At 36.2% G+C, this 12,440-nt stretch carries 11 protein-coding genes; 2 read left to right on the top strand and 9 right to left on the bottom strand.

The window, feature by feature from the left end; all coding sequences use genetic code 11:
- Positions 1 to 375 precede the first annotated feature (375 nt).
- Entirely contained in the window at positions 376 to 2,406 is a 2,031-nt protein-coding gene (locus tag DD829_RS04020) for a TonB-dependent receptor (RefSeq protein ID WP_116547548.1), read from the top strand.
- Between the two features lie 196 nt (positions 2,407 to 2,602).
- On the opposite strand, the gene DD829_RS04015 is transcribed toward DD829_RS04020, so the two are convergent.
- Complete coding sequence (locus DD829_RS04015; protein ID WP_108408779.1) at positions 2,603 to 3,565, bottom strand: YpdA family putative bacillithiol disulfide reductase; 963 nt, start codon at positions 3,563 to 3,565, stop codon at positions 2,603 to 2,605.
- Between the two features lie 175 nt (positions 3,566 to 3,740).
- Here DD829_RS04015 and DD829_RS04010 point away from each other — a divergent pair, with 175 nt between their 5' ends.
- Positions 3,741 to 4,379, top strand: coding sequence for a hypothetical protein (locus DD829_RS04010; RefSeq protein WP_108408778.1), 639 nt, complete (start codon positions 3,741 to 3,743; stop codon positions 4,377 to 4,379).
- Positions 4,380 to 4,832: 453 nt separating this feature from the next.
- On the opposite strand, the gene DD829_RS04005 is transcribed toward DD829_RS04010, so the two are convergent.
- From DD829_RS04005 to DD829_RS03970, 8 genes are all read right to left on the bottom strand, one after another.
- Positions 4,833 to 6,125 (bottom strand): glycosyl transferase family 1, encoded by a 1,293-nt coding sequence (locus DD829_RS04005; protein ID WP_108408777.1) that lies wholly within the window; start codon positions 6,123 to 6,125, stop codon positions 4,833 to 4,835.
- A 52-nt stretch (positions 6,126 to 6,177) separates the two neighbouring features.
- Complete coding sequence (locus DD829_RS04000) at positions 6,178 to 6,486, bottom strand: GIY-YIG nuclease family protein (protein WP_108408776.1); 309 nt, start codon at positions 6,484 to 6,486, stop codon at positions 6,178 to 6,180.
- 73 nt (positions 6,487 to 6,559) lie between these two features.
- The gene (locus DD829_RS03995; RefSeq protein ID WP_185140302.1) at positions 6,560 to 9,094 is read right to left on the bottom strand and encodes a hypothetical protein; all 2,535 of its coding nucleotides are present in this window, start codon (positions 9,092 to 9,094) and stop codon (positions 6,560 to 6,562) included.
- A 35-nt stretch (positions 9,095 to 9,129) separates the two neighbouring features.
- Entirely contained in the window at positions 9,130 to 9,363 is a 234-nt protein-coding gene (locus tag DD829_RS03990) for a hypothetical protein (protein WP_108408774.1), read from the bottom strand.
- Positions 9,364 to 9,434: 71 nt separating this feature from the next.
- Positions 9,435 to 10,487, bottom strand: a complete 1,053-nt coding sequence (locus DD829_RS03985; RefSeq protein ID WP_108408773.1) for a DUF6263 family protein — start codon at positions 10,485 to 10,487, stop codon at positions 9,435 to 9,437.
- Between the two features lie 25 nt (positions 10,488 to 10,512).
- Positions 10,513 to 11,256: a 23S rRNA (guanosine(2251)-2'-O)-methyltransferase RlmB gene (rlmB, locus tag DD829_RS03980; RefSeq protein WP_076392298.1), complete on the bottom strand. Its 744-nt coding sequence runs from the start codon at positions 11,254 to 11,256 to the stop codon at positions 10,513 to 10,515.
- A 98-nt stretch (positions 11,257 to 11,354) separates the two neighbouring features.
- Complete coding sequence (locus DD829_RS03975; RefSeq protein ID WP_116547547.1) at positions 11,355 to 11,747, bottom strand: four helix bundle protein; 393 nt, start codon at positions 11,745 to 11,747, stop codon at positions 11,355 to 11,357.
- Between the two features lie 34 nt (positions 11,748 to 11,781).
- On the bottom strand, positions 11,782 to 12,252 hold the full coding sequence (locus DD829_RS03970) for a DinB family protein (protein WP_076392302.1): 471 nt from the start codon (positions 12,250 to 12,252) through the stop codon (positions 11,782 to 11,784).
- Between the last annotated feature and the right edge of the window lie 188 nt (positions 12,253 to 12,440).

Below are 12,440 nucleotides of genomic sequence, written 5' to 3'. Positions count from 1 at the left end.
TATTTTGGGCGTGTCCCTCATTCCGGAGCTAAACCTCATAGGTTTTAAAAACCTATGAGGTTTCCCCCTACAATTCGGGTCGGGCTGCTTTGGGGTCCGCTTCGCTTCCGTACTCGTTCGTTCCTCACTCGCACCGGCGCCTTCGTCGCCGCCCGCCGCATCCCTCACGCGAAGGAAAAGACACTCTAAGAAATTCAGTCCGTCACAAAAAATGTTGACGGACTTTTTATTGTAACGGAGTAAGAAACAAATTTGGCTTTAGCCAAAACGCATCATCAATTTCGTCTGAAGCCCAACTCACATTATTTTAAACAAATCTTCTGCGAATTTATATTTTCCACACAGAAAAGTACAGTTTTTGCTTCCCTTCATTCGATGACAAAACTCTGCTTTCTATTTTCATTATGTTCCGTTTTCCTGCTGTTTTCTCAAGAAAGAGATTCTGCAGCATTGATTTCAGAAGTCAGAATCGATGCCTACAAGAAACCCACAACTTTTATTTCGTCCACAAAATCGGTTGCTGTAGTTTCAGAAAATCTGCTTAACCAGAATACACCCGAAAGAATGCTTGAATCCATCAATCAGATTGCAGGAGCCAGAATGGAAGAGCGTTCTCCCGGAAGCTACAGGATTTCCCTTCGCGGAAGCACTTTGCGATCCCCTTTTGGCGTTCGGAATGTGAAAGTTTATCTTGATGATTTCATCCTGTCCGATGCTTCGGGAAACACCTATTTTAATGTTGTTTCTCCTGAACTCATCAACCGGATGGAAATATATAAAGGTCCTGAAAGCGGAGATTACGGCGCCGTAACGGGCGGAACTGTTTTGCTACAGACCAGAAAATCAGACCAGATTTCCGCAAATCTGGCAATTGGAAGTTATGGAACCTTTAACCAGAGTTTTGATCTTTCCAAACATATTGGGAAACACTTTTTTCAGGTTTTTCAGAACTATTATCAGACTGATTCTTACCGTGACCAGTCTAAGGTTCAGCGAAAGCAGATTTTTGTAAAAGACCATTTCCAATATTCAGAAAATGGATTGCTCAAAGCCATGATTTTGTACGCTGATCTCGATTATCAGACTCCGGGAGGACTTACTTTAGAACAGATGCAGATCAACCGAAAACAGGCAAGACCTGCAACCAAAACAGTTTCGGGTGCAAAAGAACAGGATGCCGGAATCCGCAATAAAATGATTTTGGCAGGAGTTTCAAATGATTATAACTTCAGTCCTGATTTCTCCCATTTCATTTTAATTCAGGGTTCATATGTCGATTTTGAAAATCCGTTTATCACCCATTATGAAAACCGTTTTGAAAAGAATTTTGCATTAAGAACGCATCTCAATTACGAAAAAAACTGGAATACCATTTCATTAGCCTACCGATTGGGATTTGAAGGCGGAATTAATGATATTTTGGTCAGAAATTACGATAATAACAGAGGAACAGAAGGAAACCCACAGAATTTCGATCAGATTAAAAATACTTCAGGATTTTTCTTTCTTTCTCAAAAACTGAATGTCAGCGAAAAATTATTCACCGAACTTTCCATCAGTTTAAATTCAAATTCTTACGACTGGAACCGGATATATCCCCGAAATGAAGAAGGAAAAGTTCATTTTAAAAACCAATGGCTGCCTAATTTTGGTTTCACCTATCTTTTGGGAAAAGGTTTTTCTGTGCGCGGAAAAATAGGGAAGGGGAATTCTGCACCAACGAATGAAGAAATCCGCTCTTCGAATCAGCAGTTTAATACAGATTTAAAACCCGAATTCGGCTGGAACAAGGAAATCGGGATTCGAAAACAATTCGGCAACTATATTTTTGTGGAAGGAAGTTATTTTGATTTCCGGATGAAAGATGCAATTGTGAGAAGGCAGAACGAAGCAGGACAGGAATACTTCGTCAATTCCGGAGAAACCGTTCAAAAAGGAGTTGAAATTTTAATGGAATCGAAGAATTTCAATCTGAAAAACAACTTTTTAAACCATTTTAAATTCAGGTTTTCAGGAAGCTTTTACGATTTTACATTTAAAAATTATCAGCAGAACGGAAATGATTTTTCAGGAAATGAAATCACCGGAGTTCCCAAAACAACAATCAACAGTTTGCTGAATTTTACGTTTTTCAGAAAACTTTCGGTAGATTATTCCCATTTTTACACCTCAAAAATTCCTTTAAATGATGCCAATTCTGTTTGGTCTGAATCAAATTTAATTGGAAATATTCAATTCAGATTTCCTGTAGATTTTGAAAAAACGAGAGTCAATGTATATCTTCAGATTCAAAACTTATATAATGAAGAGTATGTTTTAGGCTTCGATATTAATGCTTTCGGAAACCGTTATTACAATCCGGCTGCCAAAAGAAATTTTGTGTTGGGTATGAAGGTTGATTTTTAACGTCATTGCGAGAAGCGAAGCGACGAAGCAATCTCGTGTTGTTGTCCGTAATTTGTAATCATTAAAAAAACTTTGGATTCTTTGCTGAGTGAAAAGTTTATACTGAGCTTGTCTAAAACTAAATATATGATTAATTAAAGATAAACGATAAAAATAGATAAAGATTGCTTCGTCACGTTTGTTCCTCGCAATGACATTATTTCGAAAGAATGTTTTTCACAATCATTTCCGCATGAATTCTCGAATTTTCAATAAACCAGAGATGCGTATCTTTTCCTCCGCAAACCACACCCGCCAAATACAGATTCGGAACATTGGTTTCCATGGTTTCAGGATGATAAAGCGGGTTAAGACAATCGCCCTGCAATTCAATTCCGGAATTTCTCAAGAAGTCAAAATCAGGAAGATAGCCGGTCATTGCAAGAACAAAATCATTTTCAATTTCCTGCAATTCACCTTTTCCATCTTTAAAAACAACGGAATGTTGTTTAATTTCCATCAATTCGGCATTGAAATGAGCAGCAATACTTCCTTCCGCAATTCTGTTTTCAATATCCGGTTTCACCCAGTATTTTACACTTTTTGAAATCTCGGAATGGCGTATAATCATGGTGACTTCCGCGCCTTTTCTGTAAGTTTCCAAAGCAGCATCGACCGCCGAATTGCTCGAACCTACCACAACGATTTTCTGTTTTGCGTAAGGATAAGGTTCTGTATAATAATGTTTTACTTTGGGTAAATCTTCTCCGGGAATATTCATCAGATTCGGAATATCATAGAATCCAGTTGAAATAATGACGTTTTTCGCGGAATATTTTCCTTTCGAAGTTTCAATGGTGAAAATTTCATTCTCTTTGGAAACTTTTTCTACCTTTTCATATAAATTGATGTTGATATTCCGCTGTCTTGTAATTCCCTGATAATATTCCAGCGCTTCCTGTCTTCCGGGTTTTGGTGCTGTTGAAATAAAAGGAATTCCGGCGATTTCCAGTTTTTCGGCAGTCGAGAAAAACCGCATATATAAAGGATAATTGTACAGAGAATTAACGATGGTTCCTTTTTCGATAACCCGATAAGAAAGATTATTTTTCTGCGCTTCCAGTGCACAGTTCAGCCCGATCGGTCCGCCTCCGATGATAAGAATATCTAAAATTTCCATACAACAAATGTAAGGAAAACCCATCAACAAAGGCTTTTTCGGTAAAAGCAAAAAACTATTCTTTTCATAATGACCATCTATTCGAAAAATATGAAATTCCTTCAACAGTAAACTTTCAAAACGATTCTAAAAGCATGGCATTTATTTTGGTAAATGATAATCAGACATTAAAAACATGAAAAAAATAATCATTTCCTTGCTGGCTTTATCTGCGGTTGCGTGTAAGAAGAACCCTGAAAAATTCGTTAATGATGAGGTTAATGCTAAAGGCAAAACCATTACGGATAGTTCAGTCATTAGTAAAGCAAAAATTACCAAAGATCAGTCTTTAAAAAAGATCAATGAGGACATTATACAGGCTTTAAAGGATAAAAACTTTAAGAAGTTTGCGGAATTTATTCATCCTGAAAAAGGAGTCCGTTTTTCGATGTACGCTTTTGTGAATCCAAAAGAAGACAAGAAATTTTCAAAAGCAGATTTTATCAGATATCAACCTACCAAAACACTTTTTACTTGGGGAACAATGGACGGTTCCGGAGATCTGTACAGAGCGACTATCCATGATTATTTAGCAGACTGGGTGTACTCCAAAGATTTTGCGACCGCACAGGTTTCTTTAAATGAGTTTCAGGGAAAAGGCAATTCTCTGAATAATGTAAAGGAAATTTATCCAAATGCAGATTTTACGGAAAATTTCATGAAAGGCTCAGAAGCCAACTCCGGAATGGACTGGAAATGTCTTCGTCTGATTTTTGAAGAATTTCAGGGAACGTATTATCTTATTGGTGTTGTTAACGATCAGTGGACGATTTAGAATAAATTTAAAAAAATTGCAATGTTGTGAATGCTCAGTGTAATATTTAAACAATGTATAATTGTTAAATGTAATTTTCATTCATAAAGAAGTTCAACGATCCTATGTCACTCTGACGAAGGAAGAATCTTATAAATGGTTGTTTTATAAGTAATAGAATTGTTAATAACTTATTCCGGCAGAGACCCTTCGACAAGCTCAGGGTGACATCTCTAATACTAACTGCAATATTTAAACAATGTATAATTGTTGAATGTAATTTTCATTCAAAAGAAGTTCAACGATCCTATGTCATTCTGACGAAGGAAGAATCTTATAAATATTTGTTTTATAAGTAACTGAATTGTTAATAACTTATTCCGGCAGAGACCCTTCGACAAGCTCAGGGTGACATCTCTAATACTAACATAATGTGATGTCAATACAGTACGTTAATATGTAAAATCTTCGTGATTATAAAATTTCCGCTAATTTTTTAGTTAAATTTTTTCTTGAAAACTGTTCAATATTCTGAGTGTTTTCCGAAAGATTTCCGTCTTTCCAAAGTTCAAATTTTTCTAAAATAAATTCTTTAATTTTCCCGGAATCATCATAACTGAAATGTTTTCCGGCCTGTGTTTCATTTAAAATTTTCGAAACATCTGCATCTTTGGGCCCAAAAGAAATGATTTGTTTTCCTGTTGCCAGATATTCAAATATTTTTCCGGGGATGATCCCTTTGGAAGAGTCGTTCGGAAAGTTGGTGATGAGCAGTATTTCCGAAGTCTGCATTTCTTCAATCGCCATGTCGTGGGAAAGATATCCTAAATTCAGAATATGATTTTTCAGGTTTGAATGTTCTATTGAATTCAGAATTTTATCATCAACTCTTCCTGCAAACTTCAAGGTAAATTTTTCAGCAAATTCTGCATTTTCTGTAACCATATCATTCAGAATTTTCCAGAGATTTTCAGGGTTTCTCAACTGTTCCAGAACTCCGATGTAACTTAATGTGAATTTTGTTTGAGTGTCGGAGAATTTAAGCGTTTGATTGTTTGAGTCTGACTCGTCAAAACCATTCGTAATACAAAGTGCATTGGCTCCGTTTTTACGGAAATTTTCAGCATCGGTGTAACTTGTTGCTAACGTAATATCTGCATTTCTGAACACTTCGCTTTCCAGTTGACGGTGCTTTTGGTCGGAACTTTTGGTCAGTTTTAAGTGTTTGTAATAAGAGATTTCTGTCCACGGATCACGGAAATCGGCAATCCATTTCAGGTTGGGAAGTTTCTTTTTTAAATTCAAACCAATTAAATGTAAAGAATGGGGCGGTCCCGAAGTTACCACAACCTCAATCTGATTCTCTTTTAAATATTGTTCCAGAAATTTTACGGAAGGTTTCACCCAGAAAACTCTCGCATCGGGAATGAAAAAATTGCCTCTTATCCAAATCGAAAGCTTAGATTTCCAGCTTTGATTTTTCCCGACATCAAACTGTCCCGCTTTAAATTTTTTGTTGCTTTTGTTCAGTTTTTCAGCCAGTTGATAAGGTTCCCAGATTTTTGTTTTTACAATTTCCAGATCTTTCGGAACATCTTTCATCAAACTTTCATCCAGCAAAGGATAACTCGGATTTTCCGGTGTATAAATCACAGGTTTCCATCCGAATTCTGGTAAATATTTTGCAAATTTCAGCCATCTCTGCACACCGGGACCTCCTGCAGGAGGCCAGTAATAGGTGATGATGAGTATTTTTTTTGGTTCCATTAATAATGAATTCTGTTGTCATTCTGAATGAAGTGAAGCGGAATGAAGAATCTCATTTAATTTCATCATTTAGAAATTTCCAAGTTGGATTAAATTCGTTAATTAAACTTTCTTTCTTGCTTCTAATCCAGCCTTTAATTTGTTTTTCTCTATTTATTGCAACATCAATATCCTTGAAATGCTCAAAATAAACCAAATAAAAACATTTATATCTAAAGGTGAAGCTTTTATCTATAGCTTCTGGATTTCTATGCCAATATAATCTTTTTTCTAAATCATTAGTTACTCCAGTATATAAGACTGTTTTGATTTTATTAGTCAATATATAAACATAATAATTGTGAGTTTTCAGGGTTTTCATTGTTGTGTTTATTGTGTTCAGTAAAAGAGATTCTTCACTGCGCTTTGCTTCGTTCAGAATGACATCGTGAAATCTAAGCTTCTTTAGGTTGGGTTTGCTTCTTATTTTTATTTAACCAAAAAAAACCAGCGCCGCTCAAAACAATAAACAAACCAAAACAGATAAGCGAGATCCATTTTCCTTTTTCGATAACTTCGGGTTCAAAGACCATTCTCACACTATGATTTCCCGCAGGAACGTGAACGGCACGAAGCAGATAATCTGCCTTAATGTAAGGAACTTCTTTTTCATCGATGAAGAATTTCCAGCCGTGAGGATAGTAAATCTCAGAGAACACTGCCAATTGCGGCGTTTTGGACTGCGATTTAAATTCCAGTTCGTTGGGTTGATATTTTGTTAAATTGATGAAGGCTGTTGAGTCTGCCTGAACAGGTTTTCCGTCGAAATATTTCTTATCATCTGCGGAAATAACAGCGGTTCTTTTGCTGTTGATGGTTCCGATTGCTTTGATTTCCTGATTCGGAGATTCTACGAATTTAAGATCGCTTACAAACCATGCGTTTCCGTTGGCTTTAGGATTCGGCATTGCCTGAGGCTGTTCCGGACCTCCTAAAACCAAATATTTTGCATTCAGAAGATTCAGGATATTCGGAACTTTTACGGAATCCATGATCTGGAAATATTCGTTGATTACATCATCGTATCTTCTCAGTTTTACCGCGTGATAACCTCCAATAGAAGATTTGAAATAAGAAGTGTTTGTTTCGCTGAATGTTCCTAAAATATTGTTGAAAATTCTGTAATGAGTCTTATCTTTTTCGGCGATGGTTTCTAATGTTTTGTTCACATTTACATTCGCTAAAATAGGTTCCAGATTCGGATTTCCCTGAACTTTTTCAGCCATCAGATCTGAGCTTTCCGTCTGGAAAGGATTTTCAGCAAAGATTTTATCAACATAATTATCATCGTTCAGGTAACGCTTGTTAACCGTCCAAAGATCGAATAAACTTACTACTCCAATAATTACCAAAGCGATATTCTGATTTAGTTTTTGCTTTAAAACAAGAAATAAAGCAGCAACTGCAATAGCAACATACATAAATGCTTTGATGGCATCGATTCTGAATAATTTAAATCTTTCATCTGTAAGATAATCTAATAGGAAAGGAGGAAGGTAGGTTTTTTCATTATCGGTATGAAATCCTAATAAAGATTTTCCGAAAACCAGTAAAATCAATACAAAACCTAAAGTTCCGCCGCCTACGTAAAGAAGTGTTTTTTGTTTGTATTCCTGTGTGAGTGTTTTATCTGTGAAGAATCTGTATAATCCGATGATCGCAATTAAAGGGAATAATAATTCTACAACCACCAAAATAGAAGAAGGTGCTCTGAATTTATTATAAAAAGGCACAAAATCGATGAAAAAGTCGGAAAGTGCCATGAAATTACTTCCCCAAGCTAAAAATACGGTGAGAATAGAAGCTCCTAAAATCCAGTAGCGGTATTTTTTCCATGCGATGAAGAATCCTAAAAGCGCAAGAAAACAAACAATAGCTCCCTGATAAGCAGGTCCTGAAGTTCCCGGCTGATCTCCCCAATAGGTTAGATTTCCGAAACCTTTGGAAATTCTGTCATATTCAGCTTGTGAGCTTACGTTTTCCTGAACCAATTCCTGAATTTTAGCCATCATTTCTTTTCCTTCCGGTTCCTGACTTCCGCCTCCCATCAATCTCGGGATGAAGAGGTTTAAAGTTTCCAGTTTTCCGTAGCTCCACATCAGCATACTTTCTTTATCCATTCCGGAATCTCCGCCTGTATTGCTGCTGTTCGTAAGGATCTGCTTTCCACGAACGGTTTCTTTGATGTACTCTGAATTCGCCATGATTCTCTGAGAATTCATTCCGACTCCAATTAAACATGAAGCAGCAACAATTCCGGACGAAATCAGGAAGTGTTTCATTGGTGTTTTTTTCAGAATACCTCTTACCAGTTCAGAAAGGAATAAAAATCCTAGAGCCAGAAAGAGATAATACGTCATCTGTGGGTGGTTTGCAGCAATCTGAAGCCCCATAAATAGGGTAGTGACAATGAAGCCCCAAATATATTGTTTCCGGATGTAGACGAGTAAAATTCCTGCTAAGAGCGGTGCGAAATATTCAATGGTATTGATTTTTCCGTTGTGTCCCGCTGCGATGGCAATATAAAAATAGGTGGAAAGTCCGAAAAAAGTAGCTCCTAAAAGGGCATATTTCCAGTTTCTTACCACAACCATTCCCAAAAGGAAAAATCCTGCGGAAAGAAGAAAAAGATAATTAACCGGTCTTGGCAGAAAATTCAGTTTGGAATCAATTTTTTTGATGATGTCTCCGTTAAACTGACTTCCCATCTGATACGTCGGCATTCCTCCGAACATGGAATCGCTCCAGTAGGTTTCTTTTCCGGTATCGGCTCTGTAATCGAGAAGCTCTTTTGCCCCGCCCCGATATTGAACGATATCATGCTGGAAAAGCTGCTTTCCCGTAAAAACAGGAGTGGAGTATAAAAATGCTAAAACGATAAATACAACTAATGAAATTGCAATATAAATCAGGTTTTTATTTTTCGCCATATTGATGGTTATTATCTAAATATTTTTCGGAATTGTTACCTTTTGCTGTTGTTTTCTTTTACCTCTTCATAATCAACGGTTTCTGCGTCCCAGTTGATTTTTTTCTTCGTATTGTCTGAGTTTCTGATGTCCTGCTCCCTTCTGTTTTCGTTTCTGTTCTGGTTAGACAGATAGCTGTGAAATTTTCTGAAAAAGATTCTCTTCAGAATATTCCATACAAAATAGATGATAATCGTTGCGAGTACAAACTCAAAAATATGTTTCATCATAATAAAAATATTTAAGGTTTAATGCTCAAAGTCTTTGTAAGCTTTGACATTTCAACTTTAAACGATCTGCTTTATTTCGCAGAAGGATTTACCATTACAGAAGAATTGGAAACACTCGTCATAGACTGAGATTCTTTTCCTCTGGAAATACTTTCAATCTGTGTCGTTTTTACAGAAATATTCTGGTTTTTGATCCATCCTGTATTCTGGTCAAACGTAATCGTTCCGTTTTGTGTAAGTTCCGTGCTTAAGCTGTGCGTAACATCACCCTGATTTTCCTTATTAACTTTCTTTGGAATTCCTCCGGTTACAGAAATTTCAGCCACCCCGTTTCCTACACTTTTCAGAATATAGTTAGACGTCACTTTAATTCTTCCCTGTGCATCAGCATTTTCGCTGTTCGTCCATTTTTCTCCTATTTTCGCACCTTTTTTAGGAATAATCGTTAAATTTTTATTGAACTGATCTCTAAGAACTTTTTCGTTGAAAGATTCCTTAAGACTTGCAACTACGCTTTCTTTCTGGTTTTTATCTTTAATCAGCGATCCTACAGAATTGGCAACTTTAGTGTAAACAGCATCAAAACCTGTAATTGAAATTACATTTCCTTTGGTGTCCATCTTCATGTTCAGCTTATTTCCGGTCAATGCTCTGTTGATATTCCAGATCATCTTCAGGTCATCCTCTTTCGGGATCGGCAGTTTCGTATCTACTACGATTGTTTTTCCCTGTGCCGTCTGAGAGCTTCTTTTTGCGATTAGATTTAATGTAATATCGTAGACATTTCCTTTAATATCATTCACCGTAAAAGACATTTCGTCGGTAGATTCACTCGTTCCGTTCAGAGTTTTCCCTTGAGGATCAGTCATTGTTTTCGTATCTCTCTGATACGTTGTTAAAGGATAAGTTTTTCCTTTTTCCAGTTTAAAAGTCTGCGTATACACACCCGCTGAATCTTTAATCGCAGGATTTTCCTCTACTTTTGCTACGGAATCTGCCGGAACTTCCACCGTAATCGTTTTTCCGGTTTTAGGATCTACTTTTGTAATTTTTGCCGTTTCTTTTTTGTTGCATGAAACAATGGCTATGGTTGAGATGAGCGCTAACGCTGCTATGTTTTTCATTGTAAATTTTTAAATATTAATGGAATTAATTGGCTTTCATAAATTTCTGTCTCACCGCTTCATATAAAATTGCTCCACACGCAACAGAAACATTTAAAGACTGTGTTTTTCCCTCGATCGGAAGTTTTATTTTTTCGTCAGAATGGTGAAGAACCTCTTTGGATATTCCTGTTTCTTCATTTCCCATAACGATTGCACAAGGTTCTGTAAAATCAATATCATAAATTAATTTTTCAGCCTTTTCACTTGCTGCAAAAACAGAAATTCCGCTTTGCTGAAGAAAATCTACCACATGAGCCAGATTCGGTGCTTTACAGATTTTCACATTATAAAGAGCTCCTGCTGAAGTTTTTATGGCATCGGAATTAATCGGGGCTGCTCCTTTTTCAGGAATAATCACCGCATCAACTCCCACACATTCTGCGGTTCTGCAGATGGCGCCAAAGTTTCTTACATCCGTTAATCTGTCCAGAATCAATAAAAAAGGAGTTTTTCCGTCCTCAAACAATTGAGGAACCACATCTTCCACTTTATGAAAAGGAACATCTGAAATAAAAGCAACCACTCCCTGATGATTTTTTCTCGTAAAACGATTCAGCTTTTCTACCGGAACGTAATTGGGACGTATTTTATTTTTCGCCAGAATGGCTTTAAGTTCAGCATAAATAGGTCCCTGCAATGCATTCTGCACAAAAACCTTGTCAATTGTTTTTCCCGCTTCTATAGCTTCAATTACGGGACGCAGCCCGAAAATAAAATCGTCTTTCATTGAATAAATTTTATGTTAAAGGTTCAAAGTTCTATGTTTAAAGTTTTGAGTTCGGTGAAAGGCTAAAAACAATAAACCTTAAACTCAAAACCAGAATTTCATGTTTTGTACTTTGTTCCTTTTAAATCTGTTATATTTAAATATTTAATAAATGAGCCAATTTTTCGGCTTAATACTTCAGTTTGTTCTTTTAGTGTTTCAAATTTTTCCTCAGAGATAAAATTTCTGTCAAAAACCCGGTATAACTGTGATCTTGTTTCGCCACAAGAAGCTTTTGCTATTGAAAGAAACTGAATAAATTCCCTGTTTCCGTTTCTTTCAAATCCTTCTGCAATATTATCCATAATTGAACCCGAGGAGCTGTCAATCTGATTGCAAAGTTTAAAATTATTTTTAAGATTTGTTGATTCAATAATTCCATAAATTTCTTTACACAATTCGCGCGATAATTTCCAAATTTCTAAATCTTCGAATCTATTTACTGTTGCCATGAACCTTAAACTTTAAACTAAAAACTTTGAACCTCTAATATTTTTCCCCTAAAATAGCTCTCTTCTGCGCCAAAGCATAACCATAATGCAGACCTTCGTGCATATTGTTAAAAATGATGGCATCCTGAATGCTTTTCAGATCCAGCCCAAAACTTGTGGTGTAAGGCGTATAATCTGAAAAGAAATCGCTGTCGTAATCTTTCATCAGGATTTTCGAAGTTTCGGTTAATAAAAACTCCAGATCTTCCACTTCAGATTTCTGCACATCCAGATTCGGAAGCGTTCCTTTTTTATAAGTTTCGATCCAATATTTATCAATTCTGAAAGGATTTCCGCTTAAGTAATAGTGCAGCAACTGCTGTGTAGCAACCGTATGAGCAATGTTCCAGTAAAGATTATTATTGAAACCGTCCGGAATCAGTAAAAGATCTTCATGAGAAGTGTTTTGCAGAATATCCAGAAGGTTTTTTCTTACTTGTCTGTGCGCTTGAAAATGATAATTCATTTTGCAAAAATTTTAATCTCCAAAAATAGTTTAATAAACTGGAAATGACAATTTTTGAACGGTGGATTAAAGCAAAATTTATATATTTTTAAGAAAAATAAGATTGATTGTATTGAGTTTTAAGCCTTCATCTATTCAGGATCCTGCATTAATGCCGGAATATTTAACAAACTTTAACTCAAAAATGG

Source organism: Chryseobacterium sp. HMWF035, from assembly GCF_003094695.1.
GTDB classification, from domain to species: Bacteria; Bacteroidota; Bacteroidia; order Flavobacteriales; family Weeksellaceae; genus Chryseobacterium; species Chryseobacterium gambrini.
Note: the sequence above shows the minus strand (reverse complement) of the source record. Positions and strands in the feature narration are given on the sequence as shown.